The following is a 19,088-nucleotide window of genomic DNA, read 5'->3' as shown; positions in this document are numbered from 1 at the left end:
CCCGCGGGCTCAGCCCGCCACGCGCTCCCGGACGCGGCCCGCGTCGCGCAGCTCCTCGGCGACGAGGAAGGCGAGCTCGAGCGACTGCATGTGGTTGAGGCGCGGGTCGCACAGCGACTCGTAGCGCGACTCGAGGCCGAGCTCGTCGATGTCCTCCGAGCCGCCGAGGCACTCGGTGACGTCGTCGCCCGTGAGCTCGACGTGGATGCCGCCCGGGAACGTGCCGACCGCGCGGTGCGCCGCGAAGAAGCCCCGCACCTCGTCGACGACGTCGTCGAAGCGCCGCGACTTGTAGCCGTTCTGCGTCGTGATGCCGTTGCCGTGCATGGGGTCGGTGACCCACAGCGGCGTCGACTCGAGCGACTTCGAGGCCTCGAGCAGCGGCGGGAGCGCGTCGCGGATGCGACCGGCGCCCATGCGGGTGATGAACGTCAAGCGGCCGGGCTCGCGGTGCGGGTCGAGCTTGTCGACGAGCGCCTCCATGTCGGCGGGCGTCGTGGTCGGCCCGAGCTTCACGCCGATGGGGTTGCGGACGCGGGAGAAGAAGTCGACGTGCGCGCCGTCGATCTCGCGCGTGCGCTCCCCGATCCACTGGAAGTGGCTCGAGGTGTTGTAGGCGAGGCCCGTGCGCGAGTCGATGCGCGTGAGCGGCCGCTCGTAGTCCATGAGCAGGCCCTCGTGGCCGGTGAAGAACTCGACCCCCTTGAGCTCGTCGAAGTTCGCGCCCGCGGCCTCCATGAAGCGCACCGCGCGGTCGATCTCGGCGGCGAGCGCCTCGTAGCGCGCGAAGAGCGGGTTCTCGGCGAAGCCCTTGTTCCACGAGTGCACCTGCCGCAGGTCGGCGAAGCCGCCCTGCGTGAAGGCGCGCACGAGGTTGAGGGTCGACGCGGCCATGTGGTACCCGCGCAGGATGCGCTCCGGGTCGGCCGTGCGGGAGTCGAGCGTGAAGTCGTAGCCGTTGACGATGTCGCCGCGGTACGCCGGCAGCGTCTCGTCGCCGCGCGTCTCGTGGTCGTTCGAGCGCGGCTTGGCGAACTGCCCCGCCATGCGGCCCATCTTCACGACCGGCATCGCGGCGCCGTACGTGAGCACGACCGCCATCTGCAGGATCGTCTTGACGCGGTTGCGGATGTTGTCGGCCGTCGCGCCCGCGAAGGTCTCGGCGCAGTCGCCGCCCTGCAAGAGGAACGCGCGGCCCTCGGCCGCGGCCGCGAGGCGATCGCGCAGCATGTCGACCTCGCCCGCGAACACGAGCGGCGGCGCGGCGCGCAGCTCGCGGCGGACGCGCTCGAGCTCGGCCTCGTCGGGCCAGTGCGGCTGCTGCTTGATCGGCAGGGCCCGATACGCGTCGAGGCCCTGCTCGATGGAGCGGCGCTCGTCGGAATGCGGGATCGCGATCGTGTCAGTCATGTGCCTCTGCCTCACGCGGCGCCGAGTGCGCCACCGCTCGAGTCTACCGAGCCGCGGGGTCCGCGATGGGCGCGGCGGCGGGTGCGCGCCGCTCCGCGTCGAGGCGCGACTTGACGCTCGAGGCGTACATGTCGACGTACTCCTGGTCGGAGATGCGGTTGAGGGTCACCATGATCTCGTCGGTGATCGACCGCAGCACGAAGCGGTCGCCCTCGAGGTTGTAGTAGCGCGAGAAGTCGAGCGGCTCGCCGAAGACGATGCCGATGCGGCCCACGCGCGGCAGCCGCTTGCCGATCGGCATGATCTTCTCGGTGTCGACCATGACGCACGGGATGACCGGCACCCGCGCATCGAGCACCATGCGCGCGACGCCCGTGCGGCCGCGATAGAGCTTGCCGTCGGGACTGCGCGTGCCCTCGGGGTAGATGCCGACGAGCTGCCCGTCCTGCAGCTTCTCGAGCGCGGCGCCGAGGCTCTGCGAGCTCTTCTCGCCGCCAGAGCGATCCATCGGCAGCTGCCCCACGCCGAGGAAGAACCAGCGGATGAGCCGGCCCTTGAGCCCCTTGCCGTTGAAGTAGTCCGACTTCGCGAGGAAGTAGACGCGCCGGTCGAGCACGAGCGGCATGAGGAACGAGTCGATGACCGAGAGGTGGTTGCCCGCGATGATGGCGCCGCCCGAGGCGGGGATGTTCTCGAGCCCGGAGACCCAGGGGCGGAACACCCGCGTCATGAACGGGCCGACGACCCAGTGCCGCAGCAGCCAGTAGAACATCGCACCTCCAGGACGCGAGCCTAGGGCAGGCTGCCGGGCCGCAGGGACATGCGCGCCGCGGGCCGGCGCGAGACCGCCGCAATATGATGAGGAGAACGCACGAGAGCCGAAGGAGTCCCAGTGCCCCAGATCACCGTCCCTGACGGCGTCATGCCCCCGGTCGTCCCAGCCGACCCCGACGCCAACGTCACCGACCTCCTCGAGGAGACCCTCCGCCGCACTCCCGACAGCTCTCTCTTCGCGATCCCCGAGGGCGAGGGCTGGCGCGAGGTGACGACGCGGGAGTTCCACCGCCAGGTCATCGCGCTCGCGAAGGGCTTCGTCGCCGCCGGCGTGCAGCCGGGCGACTTCGTCGGCTTCATGTGCAGGGTGCGCTACGAGTTCTCGCTCGTCGACTTCGCGCTCTGGTACGCCGGTGCGCGCATGGTGCCGGTCTACGAGACCTCGGCGCCCTCGCAGATCCAGTGGATCCTCTCCGACAGCGGCGCGACGCGCGTCATCCTCGAGGATGCCGACCTCGTCTCGCGCTTCGACGAGGCGCACGGCGACCTCCCCGCCGTCGCCGACGTCTGGCGCATCGACCGCGGCGACCTCGACCGGCTCGTCGAGCAGGGCAAGGACGTCGCCGACGGCGAGATCGAGCGCCGTCGCTCGCTCGCGGTCGGCAGCGACCTCGCGACCCTCATCTACACGTCGGGCTCGACCGGTCGCCCCAAGGGTACGATGCTCACGCACTCGAACTTCGTCGAGCTGTGCCGCAACGCCGCCGCCGTGATGTCCGACGTCGTCGGGCCGGGCTCGTCGACCCTGCTGTTCGTCACGCAGGCGCACGTCTTCGCCCGCTTCATCTCGGTGCTCGCGATCTCGGCGGGCGTCCGCGTCGGCCACCAGGCCGACACGAAGAAGCTGCTCGCGTCGCTCGGCAGCTTCAAGCCGACCTTCTTCCTCGCCGTGCCGCGCGTGTTCGAGAAGGTCTACAACGCGAGCGAGCAGAAGGCCGAGGCGGGCGGCAAGGGCAAGATCTTCCGCGCCGCGGCGCACGCCGCCGTCGCGCACTCGAAGGCGCTCGACGAGGGGCACGTGCCGCTCGGCCTCAAGCTGCGCTTCAAGGTGCTCGAGCGGCTCGTGCTCAACAAGCTCAAGGTCGCGATGGGCGGGCAGGTGAAGTACGCCGTGTCCGGCTCGGCGCCGCTGTCGACCTTCCTCGCGCACTTCTACCGCTCGCTCGGCATCCGCATCCTCGAGGGCTACGGCCTGACCGAGACGACCGCGCCGCTCACGGTCAACGTGCCCGACCGGTTCAAGATCGGCACGGTCGGGCCGGCGCTGCCCGGCAACGGCGTGCGCATCGCCGAGGACGGCGAGGTGCTCGGCAAGGGCGTCGCCGTGTTCGCGGGCTACTGGAAGAACGAGCAGGCCACGAAGGATGCGTTCACCGAGGACGGCTGGTTCCACACGGGCGACATCGGCTCGCTCGACAGCGAGGGCTACCTGACGATCACCGGTCGGAAGAAGGAGATCCTCGTCACGGCCGCGGGCAAGAACGTCGCGCCCAACATGCTCGAGGACCCGATCCGCTCCAACACGATCATCGGCCAGCCCGTCGTCGTCGGCGACCAGCGGCCGTTCATCGCCGCGCTCATCACGCTCGACGCCGAGATGCTGCCCACGTGGCTCGAGAACAACGGGCACGACAAGTCGCTCTCGCTCGAGCAGGCGGCGCAGCACCCCGCGGTCATCGAGGAGGTGCGCTCGGCGATCCAGCGCGCGAACCGGCTCGTCTCGCGCGCCGAGTCAGTGCGCAAGTTCGCGATCGTCCCCGTGGAGTTCATCGAGGCGAACGGTCACCTGACGCCCAAGATGTCGATCAAGCGCCACAACATCCTGAAGGACTTCCAGGCAGAGATCGACGACATCTACGCCGCCGACTCGAAGGCGCACGACGTCGGCGAGTGAGCCGCAGCGCGAAGGGGGCCCCGCGGGGCCCCCTTCGTCGTGTCAGAACCAGTCGGCCTGGCGCACCGCGTGCATCGCGACCGCGCGCGTCTCCTTCTCGAGCGACTGGAGGTAGAGCCGCCCGTCGAGGTGCCCCATCTCGTGCTGCAGCATCTGCGCCATGAGGCCCTCCCCCTCGAGCACGACGTCGCGCCCGTCGAGGTCGACGCCGATCACGCGGCAGAACGGGTGCCGCGGGGTCGGGAAGCCGAGGTCGGGCACCGAGAGGCATCCCTCGTCGACGAGCTGCGGCTCGCCGCGCACCTCGTCGATGCGCGGGTTGAGCACGTAGCCGAGCTCGTCGTCGACGAGGTAGGCGAACGCCGCCTTCGCGACGCCGATCTGGTTGGCGGCGACCCCGGCGCGACCCGGCAGCCGCACGGTGTCGAGCAGGTCCTGCACGAGCGCGGCCGTCGCGGGGTCGACGGGGTCGACGGGCTCGGCGCGCTCGCGCAGCACCGGGTCGCCGAAGACTCGGATCTCTCGGACGCTCACGCCGGCCGCACCACCGCGATGAGGTCGCCCGCCTCGACGGGCGTCGTGCCGGAGAGCGCGAGCCGCTCGACGGTGCCGGCGATCGGGGTCGTGATCGCCGCCTCCATCTTCATCGCCTCGATCGTCGCGACGGGGTCGCCGGCAGCGAGCTGATCGCCCGCGGCGACCTTGACGGTGACCGCCCCCGCGAAGGGAGCCGCGACCTGGCCCGGCATGGACGCATCCGCCTTCTCCGCCTTCGCCTTGTCGACCTTGACCGAGCGGTCGCGCACGTAGACGGGGCGCAGCTGGCCGTTGAGCACCGTCATGACGGTGACGATGCCGTCGTCGTCGGCCTCGCCGACCGCCTCGAGCGAGACGTTGAGCGTGACGCCGCGGCCGATGCCGACGTGGTGCTCCTCGCCGTGCTGCATGCCGTAGAGGAAGTCGATCGTGTCGACGACCGAGAGGTCGCCGTACTGCTCGCGCGTCTCCTTGAAGGCCTTCGTCGGGCCGGCGAAGAGCAGCTCGTTGAGCGCGTCGCGGCGATCGGCGCCCGGCTCCGCGAGGCGCGCGGCCTGCTCGGGCGCGAGCGGCTTCACCGAGATGTCGACGTCGCGGCCCTCGAGCACCTTCGAGCGGAAGGGCTCGGGCCAGCCGCCCGGCAGGTCGCCGAGCTCGCCGGCCATGAAGCCGATGACGGAATCGGGGATGTCGAACCGGCGCGGGTCGCGCTCGAACTCCTCGGGGTCGACGCCCTGCGCGACGAGCTGGAGCGCGAGGTCGCCGACGACCTTCGACGAGGGCGTGACCTTCGTCGGGCGGCCGAGGATGCGGCTCGCTTCGGCGTACCAGTCCTCGATGCGCTCGAAGTCGTCGGCGAGGCCGAGGGCGATCGCCTGCTGGCGGAGGTTGGAGAGCTGCCCGCCGGGGATCTCGTGGTGGTAGACGCGGCCGGTGGGGCCGGGCAGCCCCGACTCGAACGGCTTGTAGAGGCGGCGCACGGCCTCCCAGTAGGGCTCGAGGTCGCTCACGGCCTGGAGCGAGAGACCCGTGTCGCGCTCGGTGTGCGCGATGGCGGCGACGAGCGCCGAGAGCGAGGGCTGGCTCGTCGTGCCGGCCATCGGCGCGCTCGCGACGTCGACGGCGTCGACGCCGACCGCCGAGGCGGCGAGCAGCGTCGCGAGCTGGCCGCCCGCGGTGTCGTGCGTGTGCAGGTGCACCGGCAGCGCGAAGCGCTCGCGCAGCGCCGCGACGAGCTTCGACGCTGCGCCGGCGCGCAGCAGCCCCGCCATGTCCTTGATCGCGAGCACGTGCGCACCCGCGTCGACGATGCGCTCGGCGAGCCGCAGGTAGTAGTCGAGCGTGTAGAGGTCCTCGTCGGGGTTCAGCAGGTCGCCCGAGTAGCACAGCGCGACCTCGGCGACCGCGGTGCCGGTCTCCCGCACCGCGTCGATCGCGGGGCGCATCTGGTCGACGTCGTTGAGGGCGTCGAAGATGCGGAAGACGTCGATGCCCGTGGCGGCCGCCTCCTCGACGAACGCGCTCGTCACCTCGGTCGGGTAGGGCGTGTAGCCGACGGTGTTGCGGCCGCGCAGCAGCATCTGCAGCGGGATGTTGGGCATCGCCTCGCGCAGCCGCGCGAGCCGCTCCCACGGGTCCTCGCCGAGGAAGCGCAGCGCGACGTCGTAGGTCGCCCCGCCCCACGCCTCCATCGAGAGCAGCTGCGGCGTCATGCGCGCGACGTGCGGCGCGATCGCGACGAGGTCGGCGGTGCGCACGCGCGTCGCGAGCAGCGACTGGTGCGCGTCGCGGAAGGTCGTCTCGGTGACGGCGAGCGACGTGCGGTCGCGGAGCGCCTGCGCCCAGCCCTCGGGGCCGAGCTCCTGCAGCCGCTGCCGCTCGCCCGCGGGCGCCTCGGTCTCGAGGTCGCAGTCCGGCAGCTTGATCGCGGGGTTGATGACGCCGTCGGCGGCGCCGTTGGGCTGGTTGACGGTGACGTCGGCGAGCCACGCGAGCACCTTCGAGGCGCGGTCCTTCGGGGGGTTGATGCGCGTGAGCTCGGGGTGCTCGTCGATGAAGCTCGTCGAGACGTCGCCGGCGCGGAACTCCTCGTCGTCGAGCAGGTTGAGCAGGAACGGGATGTTCGAGGCGACGCCGCGGATGCGGAACTCGCTCACCGCGCGGTGGGCGCGGCGGATCGCGGTGTCGAGATCGCGGCCGCGGCACGTGACCTTCGCGAGCATCGAGTCGAAGTGCGGGCTCACCTCGGTGCCGGGGTTGATGGTGCCGCCGTCGAGGCGCACGCCCGCGCCGCCCGGCGAGCGGTAGGCGGTGATGCGGCCCGTGTCGGGGCGGAAGCCGTCGGCGGGGTTCTCGGTCGTCACGCGGCACTGCAGCGCGGCGCCGTGCATCTCGATGCGGTCCTGCGTGAGGCCGAGCTGCTCGAGCGTCTCGCCGGCCGCGATGCGGATCTGGCTCGCGACGAGGTCGACGTCGGTGATCTCCTCCGTCACGGTGTGCTCGACCTGGATGCGCGGGTTCATCTCGATGAAGACGTGCTGGCCCGCGCGCTCCCCCGCGGTGTCGAGCAGGAACTCGACGGTGCCGGCGTTGACGTAGCCGATCGAGCGGGCGAACGCGACCGCGTCGCGGTAGAGCGCATCGCGCTGCTCCTGCGAGAGGTTCGGCGCCGGGGCGAGCTCGACGACCTTCTGGTGGCGGCGCTGCACCGAGCAGTCGCGCTCGAACAGGTGCACGGTCTCGCCTGCCGCGTCGGCGAGGATCTGCACCTCGATGTGGCGGGGGCGCACGACCGCCTGCTCGATGAACATCGTCGGGTCGCCGAACGCGCTGTCGGCCTCGCGCATCGCGCCCTCGAGCGCCTCCCGGAGGTCCTCGCGGCGCTTGACCAGCCGCATCCCCCGACCGCCGCCGCCCGCGACCGCCTTCGCGAAGACGGGGAAGCCGATCTCGTCGGCGCCCGCGATGAGCGCCTCGATGTCGGTCGTCGCGGGCGTCGAGCGCAGCACGGGCACGCCGGCCGCGATCGCGTGCTCCTTGGCCGTGACCTTGTTGCCGGCCATCGCGAGCACCGAGGGGCCGGGGCCGACGAAGGTGATGCCAGCCTCGGCGGCGGCGGTCGCGAGCTCGGGGTTCTCGCTCAGGAAGCCGTAGCCGGGGTAGATGGCGTCGGCGCCGGCGTCCTTCGCGACGCGGATGATCTCGCTCACCGTGAGGTAGGCGCGTACCGGGCGGCCCGGCTCGCCGATCTGGTAGGCCTCGTCGGCCTTCTGGCAGTGGAGGGAGTTGCGGTCCTCGTGCGCGTAGACGGCGACGGTGCGGATGCCGAGCTCGTTGGCCGCGCGGAACGCCCGGATGGCGATCTCGCCACGATTGGCGACGAGGAGCTTCGAGAACATAGAGGAACCCTCCAGGGTGCGGCGGCGCGGGCTTCTCAATGTAGTGGGGCTAGGCTTGGGCGCCGTGCACGTACTCTCGATCAGCTCGCTCAAAGGCGGTGTCGGCAAGACCACGGTGACGCTCGGCCTCGCCTCCGCCGCCTTCGCCAAGGGCCTCCGCACGCTCGTGGTCGACCTCGACCCCCAGTCAGACGCCTCGACGGGCATGGACATCGAGATCGAGGGCCGGCTCAACGTCGCCGACGTGCTCGCGAACCCGAAGGACAAGGTCGTCCAGCAGGCCATCTCGCCCTCGGGCTGGACGCAGGGCCACGGCGGCACGATCGACGTGCTGATCGGCTCGCCCTCGGCGATCAACTTCGACGGGCCGCACCCGACGATCAAGGACATCTGGAAGCTCGAGACGGCGCTCACGGCGGTCGAGAACGACTACGACCTCGTGCTCGTCGACTGCGCGCCGTCGCTCAACGCCCTCACGCGCACCGCGTGGGCGGCGTCCGACCGCGTGCTCGTCGTGACCGAGCCCGGCCTGTTCTCGGTCGCTGCCGCCGACCGCGCGCTGCGCGCGATCGAGGAGATCCGCCGCGGCCTCAGCCCGCGCCTCCAGCCGCTCGGCATCGTCGTGAACCGCGCGCGCCCGCAGTCCCTCGAGCACCAGTACCGCATCCAGGAGCTCAAGGACATGTTCGGCCCGCTCGTGCTCGACACGGTGCTGCCCGAGCGCACCTCGATGCAGCAGGCGCAGGGCGCGGCCCGGCCGCTGCACGTGTGGCCCGGCGAGGGCGCGCAGGAGATGGCGCTGCAGTTCGACGAGCTGCTGCAGCTCGTGCTGACGGCTTCGGGCCGAGCTGGCGACGAGGCGGCCTCGGGCCGCAAGGTGCCCGCGCCGACGGCAGCCGTCGACGCGACGGCCGCCGCGCAGCTCGAGGAGGCGGCGGCTGCCGAGGCGGACGCCGACTCCTCCCCCGCCGCCGACAAGCAGCAGTAGTCCCGCTGCGAGCGCCCGCACCTCCTTCGGTGCGGGCGCTCTCGCGTTCCCCCTTCGCTGCGTGGTCGCGTCCGCACTCGCGGGGCTGACCGCTCGAGGGGCGAAGCGCCACTCACCCGCGGGAGGCGCCACTCACCCGCGGGAGGCGCCACTCACCCGCGGGAGGCGCCACTCACCCGCGGGAGGCGCCACTCACCCGCGGGAGGCGCCACTCACCCGCGGGAGGCGCCACTCACCCGCGGGAGGCGCCACTCACCCGCGGGAGGCGCCACTCACACGCGGGAGGCGCCACTCACCCGCGGGAGGCGCCACTCACCCGCGGGAGGCGCCACTCACCCGCGGGAGGCGCCACTCACCTGCGGGAGGCGCCACTCGGGGGCGGGAGGCGCCACTCACCTGCGGGAGGCGCCACTCACACGTGCGGGAGGCGCCACTCACGTGCGGGAGGCGCCACTCGAGCGCGGGAGTGGGCGGATGCGCGGGGCGGGTCAGGCGGTGCGGCTGCGGCGCGCGCGGCGCGCGGCGAGCTCGTCGACGGGACGCTCGTCGACGGGCGTGCCCTCGAGCTCGATGAGCTGCGACTCGACCTCGCGCAGCACGCGGCCGACGGCGATACCGAACACGCCCTGGCCATTGCTCAGGAGGTCGATGACCTCGTCGTTCGAGGTGCAGAGGTAGACGCTCGCACCGTCGGAGATGAGCGTCGTCTGCGTGAGATCGCGCACGCCCGCGTCGTGGAGCTGCTGCATCGCGACGCGGATCTGCTGCAGCGAGATGCCGGTGTCGAGCAGGCGCTTGACGAGCTTGAGCACGAGGATGTCGCGGAACGAGTAGAGGCGCTGGCTGCCCGAGCCGTGCGCGGGCCGGATCGACGGCTCGACGAGCCCGGTGCGCGCCCAGTAGTCGAGCTGGCGGTAGGTGATGCCGGCGGCGTCGGCCGCGATCGAGCCCTTGTAGCCGACCGCGTCGTGCTCCTGCGGCAGCCCGTCGGTGAAGAGCAGGCCCGCGTCGATGCGGGTGGTGCCGCCCTGGTCTGCATCCCGGGTGCCGTCGCGCATCGCCGTTCCCTTCCGAAGAGCTGAGCCCCAACCTTCAAGGTGAGGTTGAGTGTTGTCGCCCACCGTATCGACCCGCCGCCCCGACCCGGCGGAACCTGCGACCGGCGCGGCGTGTCGGGTCGAGTCTACGCCCTGCCGCCGACGCGCGGCCGGGACGCGCGGGCGCTCACTCGCCGAGCGCGTCGCGCGTGAGCAGGTCGCGCACGGCCTGGATCTGCCCGGCGAGGTCGCGCGCGGTCTCGGCCGCCTTCGCCTGGCTGCCGGTCTCGCGGCGGCCGCGCATCGGCTTGAGCGCCGACTCGATGAGCGCGGCCTCGCGCTGCGCCGACTGCCGCATGCCGCGCAGGTGGCGCGGCTCGATGCCGAAGCGCTGCAGCTCGACGAGCGAGCGGAGCGCCTGCACCGCCGCCTCGCCGAACGGCTCGGCGCCCGGCAGCAGCTGCGCCGAGATCGCGTCGGCGAGCAGCTGCTTCGAGGCGCCCGCCTCCGCCTGCAGCTCGCTGCGCGAGAGCCGGCGCTCGCTGCCGAGGATCGACGGCGCCTCGAGGCGCACGTTCGCGCCCGGGATCTGGGGCGATCGGCCCGCGTCGATGTCGTCGAGGTGGCTGAGGATGACCTTGAGCGGCAGGTAGTGGTCGCGCTGCAGCGTGAGGATGTAGCGGAGCCGCTCGACGTCGGCCGCGTCGAACTTGCGGTAGCCCGAGGGCGTGCGCTGCGGCGAGATGAGTCCCTGGTCCTCGAGGAAGCGCAGCTTCGACGGCGACAGGTCGGGGAACTCGGGACCGAGCTTCGCGAGCACCTGGCCGATCGAGAGGAGGGCGGCAGCCTTCCTCGCCGCCTGCGCGCTCACTGCCGCGGTTCGAGGTCGAGGCGGGAGCGGTAGAAGGTGAGGCGGAACTTGCCGACCTGCACCTCCGCGCCGTCGTGCAGCACGGCCTGCTCGACGCGCTCGCCGTTGTGGTACGTGCCGTTGAGCGAGCCGAGGTCGCGCAGCTCGAACGTCGTGCCGGAGCGGGCGAACTCCGCGTGCCGGCGCGAGACGGTGACGTCGTCGAGGAAGATGTCGGCGTCGGGGTGCCGGCCCGCGATCGTCGAGTCCTGGTCGAGCAGGAAGCGGGCGCCGACGTTGGGCCCGCGGCGGACGACGAGGATGGCCGACCCCGACGGCAGCGAGGCGACCGCCTCGCGGTCCTCGGGCGTGGTGCCGGACAGCATCGACGCGAGCTGCGCGCGGTAGTCGTCACCCCACGACTGGGTGCTCTCTCCGTCGCGGCCGGGCTGGCGGCCGTCGTGCTCGGTCATGCGCTTCCTCCACGCGGATGGGCCATCGCTGGCCAGGGTCTCAAGTGCCGTTCAGCATAGCGATCCGGAGGCTGAACCAGACCTTGAACGTCTGAGCCTCGAGAGGCCACCCTAGCGAATGCCGCTGACGCGGCGCGCCGGTCAGGGGAAGCCCGCGAACGCCCGCAGCAGCGCCGCCGTGACGGCCGCGGCGGCGACCGCGACGATGAAGGGCGCGCGCACCGCGAACAGGCCCGCCGCGACGAGCACCGCGGGGATCCGCGCGTCGAGCACGAGGCCCCCGTCGCCGCCGAGCGCCTGCACCGCGACGAGGCCCGCGAGCAGCGAGACCGTGAGCAGCTCGAGCGTGCGCCGGGGCCGCGGGCTGTCGAAGACGGCCGGCGGCACCGCGTAGCCGAGCAGCTTGATCGCGAGCACGGCGATGCTCGCGAGCAGCAGCAGGTGCCAGAGGGTCACGAGTGCTGCCCCTTCCTGCTCCCCCGCGGACCGGGGTCGGGCAGCGCCGACTCGTGCCGCGGCCCGAGCCAGTTCGTCACGCCGACGACGACGCCGACGACCGCGGCGACGATGACGGGCATGCCGGCCGGCAGCACCGGCAGCAGCGCCGCGGCGAGCACCGCGCTCACCGCCGCGACCGCGACCGCCTGCCGCGTCTTGAGCCGCGGCCAGAGCAGCCCGACGAACGCGGCGGCGGCCGCCGCGTCGAGCCCCCACTGCCGCGGGTCGCCCAGCAGGTCGCCGAGCAGCGCTCCCGCGAGGGTCGCGAGGTTCCAGCCGATCCAGATGCCGACGCCCGTCACCCAGAACCCCGTGCGCTGCGCGCGAGGTTCGTCCTGCGCGAGCGCGACGGCGGTCGACTCGTCGATCGTGACGTGCGCCGCGACCGGCAGCAGCGCCCCGCGCGGCTGCACGACGCGCCGCATGCTCATGCCGTAGAGGGCGTTGCGCAGCCCGAGCATCGCCGCGCTCGCGACGCCGGCGATGCCGCCGCCCGCGGCGACGACCCCGATGAACGCGAACTGCGAGCCGCCCGAGAACATCACGAGGCTCAGCACCATCGTCTGCCAGAGGTCGAGGCCCGAGGCGATCGAGAGCGCGCCGAACGAGAGCCCGTAGGCGCTCGTGGCCACGACGACGCTCACGCCCTCGCGCCAGGCGCGTCGCACCGCATCCGTCTGCACCGATCCAGCCTAGGCGCGCGGCTAGCCTTGCCTGCATGCACCTCATCGTGGGCGACGACGGCCTCGCCCGCCCCGCGTGGGCCGCGACCGATGCGCTGCTGCGCGAGTACTACGACACCGAGTGGGGCATGCCGGTGCGCGACGAGCGCGGCCTGTTCGAGCGGCTCTCGCTCGAGGCCTTCCAATCGGGCCTGTCGTGGGCGACGATCCTGCGCAAGCGGCCGGCGTTCCGCGCGGCGTTCGCGGGCTTCGATCCGGATGCGGTGGCGCGCTTCGGCGACGACGACGTCGGCCGGCTCATGGGTGACGCGGGCATCGTGCGCAACCGGCGCAAGATCGACGCCACGATCGGGAACGCGCGCGCGACCGTGCGGCTGCGGGACGACGGCGGGCTCGCGGCCCTCATCTGGTCGTTCCAGCCGGCGTCGACGCCGATGCCGCGCTCGTTCGCCGACGTGCCCACGTCGAGCCCGGAGTCGGTCGCGCTCTCGAAGGAGCTCAAGCGGCGCGGCTTCGCGCACGTCGGACCGACGACGATGTTCGCGCTCATGGAGGCGGTCGGCATCGTCGACACGCACCTCATCGGCTCGCACCGTCGCGGCTCGAGCGGCGTGTGGGCGGCGGACGGCTCGAGGGCGGAGGCGGCGTGATGCGCCGGATCATGGTCGTGCAGTCGCGGCCCGAGGACGAGGTCGCCGACGCCGAGCTCGAGGCGATGGTGCGCTTCGGCGCGCTCGACGAGGCGCGCATCCAGCGCGTGCGGCTCGACCGCGAGATCCCGCCGCTCGAGCTCCGCGACGTCGACGCCGTGCTCGTCGGCGGTGGCCCCGCGAACTTCAGCGACGAGCACCGCCGGCCGCCCGGCCACGCCGAGACGATCGCGTGGCTCACGCACCTCGGCGAGCGCGCCATCCGCGACGACATCCCCTACCTCGGCGCGTGCCTCGGGCTCGGCGCGCTCGTGCACGCGCTCGGCGGGCGCATGGTGCGCGGCATCGCCGAGTCGGTCGCGCCGGTCGAGCTCAGCCTCATCGGCGACGACTGGCTCACCGAGGGGCTGCCGCGCGCCTTCACCGCGTTCGGCGGGCATAAGGAGGGCATCGCGGAGGCGCCCGAGGGCGCGACGACGCTCGCCGTCTCGGCCGCGTGCGTGCACATGGTGCGCGTCGGGCAGCACGTCGTCGGCACGCAGTTCCACCCGGAGCTCGACGCCGACGGGCTCGAGCAGCGCATCCGGGTCTACCGCGACCACGGCTACTTCTCCCCCGACGAGGTCGAGGACCTCGTCGCCGCGGGCCGCGCCGCGAGCGTCTCGCACCCGCAGTCGATCCTCCGTCGCTTCGCCGAGCGCTACGGGCTCACGCGATGACCGCGAGCCGGCAGCGGGCGCGCGCGGTCGTCGCGTTCGACGCCTTCAAGGGCAGCCTCACGGCGCTCGAGGCGTGCGAGGCGGCGGCGCGCGGCATCCGCGCCGCGGCGCCGGGCACCGACGTCGCGCTCCTGCCGATGGCCGACGGCGGCGAGGGCAGCCTCGACGCCGTGCTCGCGCGCGGCGGGGAGGAGCGCGCCACGCCCACGGTCGACGCGCTCGGCCGGCCGGCGCTCGCGCGCTGGGCGCTCGAGGGCTCGCACGCGGTCATCGAGCTCGCGCAGGCCGCGGGGCTGCCGCAGGTCGAGGACGTGCCGCTCGAGCCGCTCGCCGCCTCGACCGCCGGGCTCGGCGCGGTCGTGCTCGACGCGCTCGACCGCGGCGCCGACGAGCTCACGCTCCTGCTCGGCGGCTCGGCGACGACCGACGGCGGCGCGGGGCTCCTCACGGCGCTCGGGGTGCAGCTGCTGGATGCGTCGGGCCGGCCGGTGCGCTCGGGCGGCGGCGGGCTCGGCTCGCTCGAGCACCTCGACGCGACGGGCCTCGACGCCCGGGCCCGCGCGGCGCGCTGGCGCTTCGTCACCGACGTCGACGCGCCGCTCATGGGACCGGGCGGCGCCGCCGCCGTCTTCGGGCCGCAGAAGGGCGCGAGCCCCGACGACGTCGCGGTGCTCGACGCCGCGCTCGAGCGCTTCGCGCGCGTCGCGGCGACCGCGCTCGGCGTCGAGGCCGCCGCGATCGCCGACGTGCCGGGCGCGGGCGCGGCGGGCGGCGTCGCGAGCGTCCTGCGCGCGCTCACGGGCGGCGAAATCGTCGCGGGCGGCGCGTGGTTCGCGGAGCTCGCGGGGCTCGACGCCGCGGTCGAGGGCGCCGACCTCGTGCTCACGGGCGAGGGCCGCTTCGACGGCCAGTCGGCGCTCGGCAAGGTCGTCTCGGTCGTGCACGCTGCCGCCGCTCGCGCGGGCGCGCCGCTCGCCGTGATCGCCGGCTCGGTCGACGCCGAGGCGGCCGCGGCGATGGGCGTGCCGGCGCTCTCGATCGCGCCGGGCCCCGCGACCCTCGACGAGCTGCAGCGCGACGCCGCGAGCCTCGTCGAGGCGGCCGCCGCGACCGTCGCGCGCCTCGCCCTCCGCTCGCGCTGAGATCGCTCCGAGTGCTCGCGCCCGCGGGAGCCGCCTACGCGGGGCTCACGCTGTGGGCGGAGCGGCGTCGGCGAGGCCGCCCGCGCCCTCGATGAGCTCGAGCGCGCGCACGCGCTGGGCGGTCGTGCCGTGCATCGCCATGATGAGCTCGTCTGCGTCGGCCTCGACGAGGAACCGGCGCAGGGTCGTCACCGCCTCCTCGCCCGTGCCGAGCGCGGTGTGCTGCAGCATCTTCTGCACCGGCGCGGCCTGCGGGCTCGCGGCGAGCGCGTCGAGCTCGTCGTCGCCGACCTGCTGCGCGATCGGGCTGTCGCGCAGCAGCAGGCCGCGCACGCGAGCCCGGGCGACCTCGCGCTGCATCTCGAGCGCCTCGGCGCGCGAGGGGGCGACGACCGCGTTGATGCCCGCGATGACGAAGGGCTCCGCGAGCTGCGCGGAGGGCTGGAACCGCTCGCGGTAGACGGCGACGGCCTGGTGCAGCGCATCCGGCGCGAAGTGCGACGCGAACGCGTAGGGCAGGCCGAGCGCGGCCGCGAGCTGCGCGCCGAAGAGCGACGAGCCGAGGATCGTGAGCGGCACGTCGGTGCCGTGGCCCGGCACCGCCTTGATGCCCGGCACGGTCGGCTCGCCGCGCAGGTAGCCCTGCAGCTCGACGACGTCCTCGGGGAAGCGGTCGGACGCGCGGATGTCGCGGCGCAGCGCCGTCCACGTGCGCTGATCGGTGCCCGGCGCGCGGCCGAGGCCGAGGTCGATGCGGCCGGGGTGCAGCTCGGCGAGCGTGCCGAACTGCTCGGCGATCACGAGCGGCGAGTGGTTGGGCAGCATGACGCCGCCCGCGCCGAGCCGGATCGTCGACGTGTGCGCGGCGACATGGGCGATGAGCACGCTCGTCGCGCTCGACGCGATCGTCGCCATGTTGTGGTGCTCGGCGTACCAGACGCGCGCGAAGCCGAGGCGCTCGGCCGCCTGGGCGAGCAGCACGGAGCCCTGCAGGCTCTCGCCCGCCGTCTCTCCGGGGTTGATCGGGGCGAGGTCGAGCACGGAGAGGCGCATCGATCCAGCCTACGCGCTGCGTCCTCGGCCGCGCCCTTCCGGCGGGTGCCGCTAGATCGCCTCGAGCACGAGGCCCGTGCCCTGGCCGCCGCCGCCGCAGATGCCGGCCGCGCCGAGCGAGCCGGTGCCGAGCTGCTGCAGCCGGCGCGCGAGGTGGCCGACGATGCGCGCGCCCGACGCGCCGATCGGGTGCCCGAGCGCGATCGCGCCGCCGTTCGCGTTCACGATCTCCGGGTCGACGCCGAGCTGGCGCGTCGAGGCGACGCCGACCGCGGCGAACGCCTCGTTGATCTCGACCGCCTGCAGGTCGGTCGTCGCGCGGCCCGCGCGCTCGAGCGCCTGCTCGATCGCGTCGGCGGGCTGCGAGTGCAGCGAGACGTCGGGGCCGGCGACGAAGCCGGTCGAGACGATGCGCGCGAGGCCCGTGAGTCCCTGCTGCTTCGCGTACGCGTCCGAGACGAGCACGACCGCGGCCGCGCCGTCGGTGATCTGGGATGCGTTGCCGGCCGTGACCGTGCCGTCGGGCGTGAAGGCGGGGCGGAGCGACGCGAGCGACTCGACCGTCGTGTCGGCGCGCAGGCCGTCGTCGACCGAGACCGTGACGGTCTTCCGGCCGGCCTTCGCCTCGAACGGCACGATCTCGCCGTCGAGCGTGCCGTCGGCCTGCGCTCGCGCGAGGCGCGCGTGCGAAGCCGCCGCGAACTCGTCCTGCTGCTCGCGCGTGATCTCGAAGCGGCCGTTGTGCTCGTCGGTCGAGGCTCCCATCGCGACGCGGTCGAACGCATCCGTGAGCCCGTCGAACTGCATCGTGTCGATGAGGCTCGTGTCGCCGAACTTCGCCCCGGCCCGCATGGGCGCCGCGTGGGGCGCGAGCGACATCGACTCCTGGCCGACGGCGAGCACGACGTCGGCCTCGCCGAGCTGGATCATCCGGTGGCCGGTCACGATCGCCTCGGCGCCCGAGAGGCACACGGCGCTGATGCCGAGCGCGGGCACCGACATCGGCACGCCCGCGGCGACGGCGGTCTGGCGCGGCGGGTTCTGGCCGACCGTCGCCTGCAGCACCTGGCCCACGACGACCGCGTCGACCTCGCCCGGGGCGACCCCGGCGCGCTCGAGCGCGTGGCGAGCGGCGTGGGCACCGAGCTCGGTCGACTTCGACTGGGCGAGCTGGCCGAGGAACTTGGCGAACGGCGTGCGCGCGTATCCGGCGATGATCGTCTCGGGCATGGTGCTGCTCCTTCGCAGGTCGGGGTACGACCAGGATACGCGGGCGCGGGCGCGGTCGTGCGGCTCTCAGGTCGGCGCGGTAGGACGGGGGCACGACGACAGGAGGCATCGTGACCGAGCAGCAGCATGGCCAGCAGCCCGACGAGGTGGAGGAGCCGCACGAGGGCGCCGAGCGCCCCGAACCCGACCACCACAACCCGGAGACGGAGGAGGACACCGTCTCGGGCGGCCCCGCCTAGCGGTCGCCCATCGCGACCGAGGGCGCCGGCGACCGGATCACCGGCGCCGGCGCCCTCGGTTCAGCGCTGCGCGCCCGGATCCCGCTGCTCGTCCGCCGGCCACTGATCGGCGGTGTTCTCGTGCCCGGAGCTCGGCTCGGGCGTCGCGCCCTCCGAGTGCCACTGCTCGGCGGTGTCCTGGTGCCCGCCCGCGGTCGCGACGCCGTCGTCGTCGATCGCCGACGACAGATCCGCCCCTCGGCCCGCGCCGGGCGCGATGTTGACCATCCAGAGCACGCCCCAGCGGTCGACGAGCATGCCGAACCTGTCGCCCCACGGCGCCGCGACGAGCGGCTCGAGCACCGTGGCGCCGTCGCTGAGGCTCTCCCAGTAGCGCGAGAGGGTCGCGTCGTCGTCGCCCGAGAGCGAGACCTGCTGGCGCCCGCTCGGCTGGTCCATGCCGCGCGGGGTGTCGCTCGCCATGATCGTGTGGCCGTCGGCGGTCGTGAGCTGGGCGTGCATGACGAGGTCGGCGTCGCCCGGGTCGTCGGCCATGCCGCTCTCGCCGAACGTGCTGACGACGAGGTCGCCGCCGAACACGCCGTGGTAGAAGTTCATCGCCTCGCGAGCCTCGCGCCCGAACGCGAGGTAGGGGTTGAGCAGGGTTGCCATCTCGGCTCCTCACTGCGGCCGCGCGGCCGCGTGGAGTCAGCATGCCGCAGGCGGGCGGCGGGCGCCAGGGTCCGTCAGGCCGCGGCGTCGCGCGCGAGCTGCCAGGCCTCGGCGATCGCGGCGTCGATGCCGCGCGGAGACCGCGCGTCGCCGATCGCGAGCACGGGCACGCCGAGCGCAGCCTCGAGCTCCTCGGCGTCGTGCCCATCGAGGCCGAGGGCCTCCGGCGGCGTGAGCGCGACGATCGCCGTCGGGTCGGCGAGCCGCGTCGCCTCGCCCGTGAGCACGTCGACCGCCCACGCCCGGCCGCCGTCGAGGCGCACGCGCGCCGCGGTGCGCCGCACGACGCCGCCGGCGGCGAGCGAGCGCAGCACGAGCTGCCGCTCGTAGCCGGTGCCGACGTGCGGCAGCAGCTGCTCGAACGGCGTCACGACCTCGATCGCCGCGCCGCTCGCCGCGAGCGCGAGTAGCACGCCCGAGGCGCGCGCCGTGCCGTCGTCGTCGACGACGAGCACGCGCTCGCCGAGCGCGGCGGGATCGTCCATCGCGCGCCACGCGTCGATCGTCGCGGGCCGCTCCCCCTCGAAGGCCTCCTCGACGGCGAGCGCGGTGCGCGCGGGCGGCGCCGCGCCGGTCGCGAGCACGACCGCGTCGGCGCCGAGGGCACGGAGCACCGCCGCCGTGGCCGGCGTGCCGAGCCGCAGCTCGACGCCCGCCGCGCGCGCGTCGCGCTCGAGGTCGGCGACGAGCAGCGCGACCGAGGAGCGGCCGGGCACGCGCGCGGTGCTCCGTGCCCTCGGCG

18 protein-coding genes and 1 pseudogene are annotated in these 19,088 nt (G+C 73.6%); 6 read left to right on the top strand and 13 right to left on the bottom strand.

The window, feature by feature from the left end:
* Positions 1 to 9 precede the first annotated feature (9 nt).
* Positions 10 to 1,410, bottom strand: coding sequence for a class II 3-deoxy-7-phosphoheptulonate synthase (locus JQT67_RS10075; RefSeq protein WP_208064552.1), 1,401 nt, complete (start codon positions 1,408 to 1,410; stop codon positions 10 to 12).
* Between the two features lie 43 nt (positions 1,411 to 1,453).
* Positions 1,454 to 2,182 carry a 1-acyl-sn-glycerol-3-phosphate acyltransferase gene (locus tag JQT67_RS10070; protein WP_208064551.1) on the bottom strand — a complete coding sequence of 243 codons (729 nt, stop codon included), beginning with the start codon at positions 2,180 to 2,182 and terminating at the stop codon, positions 1,454 to 1,456.
* Positions 2,183 to 2,332: 150 nt separating this feature from the next.
* On the opposite strand from JQT67_RS10070, the gene JQT67_RS10065 reads away from it, so the two are divergent.
* The gene (locus tag JQT67_RS10065) at positions 2,333 to 4,138 is read left to right on the top strand and encodes a long-chain fatty acid--CoA ligase (RefSeq protein WP_208064611.1); all 1,806 of its coding nucleotides are present in this window, start codon (positions 2,333 to 2,335) and stop codon (positions 4,136 to 4,138) included.
* A 42-nt stretch (positions 4,139 to 4,180) separates the two neighbouring features.
* On the opposite strand, the gene JQT67_RS10060 is transcribed toward JQT67_RS10065, so the two are convergent.
* Together JQT67_RS10060 and JQT67_RS10055 are read right to left on the bottom strand one after the other, a co-directional pair.
* On the bottom strand, positions 4,181 to 4,672 hold the full coding sequence (locus tag JQT67_RS10060) for a peptide deformylase (RefSeq protein WP_208064550.1): 492 nt from the start codon (positions 4,670 to 4,672) through the stop codon (positions 4,181 to 4,183).
* A complete protein-coding gene (locus JQT67_RS10055; RefSeq protein ID WP_208064549.1) occupies positions 4,669 to 8,073 on the bottom strand; it encodes a pyruvate carboxylase in 3,405 nt (1,134 codons plus the stop codon). Before JQT67_RS10055 ends, JQT67_RS10060 begins: the two co-directional genes overlap by 4 nt.
* A 64-nt stretch (positions 8,074 to 8,137) precedes the next feature.
* Here JQT67_RS10055 and JQT67_RS10050 point away from each other — a divergent pair, with 64 nt between their 5' ends.
* A complete protein-coding gene (locus JQT67_RS10050; protein ID WP_208064548.1) occupies positions 8,138 to 9,061 on the top strand; it encodes a ParA family protein in 924 nt (307 codons plus the stop codon).
* Between the two features lie 488 nt (positions 9,062 to 9,549).
* Here JQT67_RS10050 and JQT67_RS10045 read toward each other — a convergent pair whose 3' ends face one another.
* From JQT67_RS10045 to JQT67_RS10030, 5 genes are all read right to left on the bottom strand, one after another.
* On the bottom strand, positions 9,550 to 10,119 hold the full coding sequence (locus JQT67_RS10045; protein ID WP_208064547.1) for a MerR family transcriptional regulator: 570 nt from the start codon (positions 10,117 to 10,119) through the stop codon (positions 9,550 to 9,552).
* 166 nt (positions 10,120 to 10,285) lie between these two features.
* Complete coding sequence (locus JQT67_RS13520) at positions 10,286 to 10,969, bottom strand: MerR family transcriptional regulator (RefSeq protein WP_021011622.1); 684 nt, start codon at positions 10,967 to 10,969, stop codon at positions 10,286 to 10,288.
* The gene (locus tag JQT67_RS13515; protein ID WP_021011621.1) at positions 10,966 to 11,421 is read right to left on the bottom strand and encodes an FHA domain-containing protein; all 456 of its coding nucleotides are present in this window, start codon (positions 11,419 to 11,421) and stop codon (positions 10,966 to 10,968) included. Before JQT67_RS13515 ends, JQT67_RS13520 begins: the two co-directional genes overlap by 4 nt.
* A gap of 141 nt (positions 11,422 to 11,562) precedes the next feature.
* On the bottom strand, positions 11,563 to 11,877 hold the full coding sequence (locus JQT67_RS10035; protein WP_208064546.1) for an AzlD domain-containing protein: 315 nt from the start codon (positions 11,875 to 11,877) through the stop codon (positions 11,563 to 11,565).
* The gene (locus tag JQT67_RS10030; RefSeq protein WP_208064545.1) at positions 11,874 to 12,602 is read right to left on the bottom strand and encodes an AzlC family ABC transporter permease; all 729 of its coding nucleotides are present in this window, start codon (positions 12,600 to 12,602) and stop codon (positions 11,874 to 11,876) included. Before JQT67_RS10030 ends, JQT67_RS10035 begins: the two co-directional genes overlap by 4 nt.
* Before the next feature lie 35 nt (positions 12,603 to 12,637).
* Between JQT67_RS10030 and JQT67_RS10025 the strand changes: the two genes are divergently transcribed.
* Genes JQT67_RS10025 through JQT67_RS10015 form a run of 3 tightly spaced genes read left to right on the top strand, consistent with a single transcriptional unit; the run spans position 12,638 to position 15,113 of the window.
* Positions 12,638 to 13,252 (top strand): DNA-3-methyladenine glycosylase I, encoded by a 615-nt coding sequence (locus tag JQT67_RS10025; protein WP_208064544.1) that lies wholly within the window; start codon positions 12,638 to 12,640, stop codon positions 13,250 to 13,252.
* The gene (locus JQT67_RS10020; RefSeq protein WP_208064543.1) at positions 13,252 to 13,971 is read left to right on the top strand and encodes a gamma-glutamyl-gamma-aminobutyrate hydrolase family protein; all 720 of its coding nucleotides are present in this window, start codon (positions 13,252 to 13,254) and stop codon (positions 13,969 to 13,971) included. The genes JQT67_RS10025 and JQT67_RS10020 overlap by 1 nt, the downstream gene beginning before the upstream one ends.
* On the top strand, positions 13,968 to 15,113 hold the full coding sequence (locus JQT67_RS10015) for a glycerate kinase (RefSeq protein ID WP_208064542.1): 1,146 nt from the start codon (positions 13,968 to 13,970) through the stop codon (positions 15,111 to 15,113). Before JQT67_RS10020 ends, JQT67_RS10015 begins: the two co-directional genes overlap by 4 nt.
* A gap of 45 nt (positions 15,114 to 15,158) precedes the next feature.
* Here the strand turns inward: JQT67_RS10015 and JQT67_RS10010 are convergent, their stop codons facing one another.
* Together JQT67_RS10010 and JQT67_RS10005 are read right to left on the bottom strand one after the other, a co-directional pair.
* Entirely contained in the window at positions 15,159 to 16,166 is a 1,008-nt protein-coding gene (locus JQT67_RS10010; protein ID WP_208064541.1) for an LLM class flavin-dependent oxidoreductase, read from the bottom strand.
* 51 nt (positions 16,167 to 16,217) lie between these two features.
* A complete protein-coding gene (locus JQT67_RS10005) occupies positions 16,218 to 17,396 on the bottom strand; it encodes an acetyl-CoA C-acyltransferase (RefSeq protein ID WP_208064540.1) in 1,179 nt (392 codons plus the stop codon).
* Between the two features lie 110 nt (positions 17,397 to 17,506).
* Between JQT67_RS10005 and JQT67_RS13650 the strand changes: the two genes are divergently transcribed.
* Positions 17,507 to 17,635 carry a hypothetical protein gene (locus JQT67_RS13650; RefSeq protein ID WP_279537682.1) on the top strand — a complete coding sequence of 43 codons (129 nt, stop codon included), beginning with the start codon at positions 17,507 to 17,509 and terminating at the stop codon, positions 17,633 to 17,635.
* A 60-nt stretch (positions 17,636 to 17,695) separates the two neighbouring features.
* Here the strand turns inward: JQT67_RS13650 and JQT67_RS10000 are convergent, their stop codons facing one another.
* Positions 17,696 to 18,286 (bottom strand): VOC family protein, encoded by a 591-nt coding sequence (locus tag JQT67_RS10000; RefSeq protein WP_208064539.1) that lies wholly within the window; start codon positions 18,284 to 18,286, stop codon positions 17,696 to 17,698.
* 74 nt (positions 18,287 to 18,360) lie between these two features.
* Positions 18,361 to 19,088: pseudogene (locus tag JQT67_RS09995) on the bottom strand (hypothetical protein); the annotation flags it as partial.

The sequence above is a fragment of the Agrococcus sp. TF02-05 genome, assembly GCF_017565345.1.
In the GTDB taxonomy this organism is placed as follows: domain Bacteria; phylum Actinomycetota; class Actinomycetes; order Actinomycetales; family Microbacteriaceae; genus Agrococcus; species Agrococcus pavilionensis.
The sequence above is the reverse complement of the archived record's forward strand: the minus strand, read 5'-3'. Positions and strand labels throughout refer to the sequence as shown.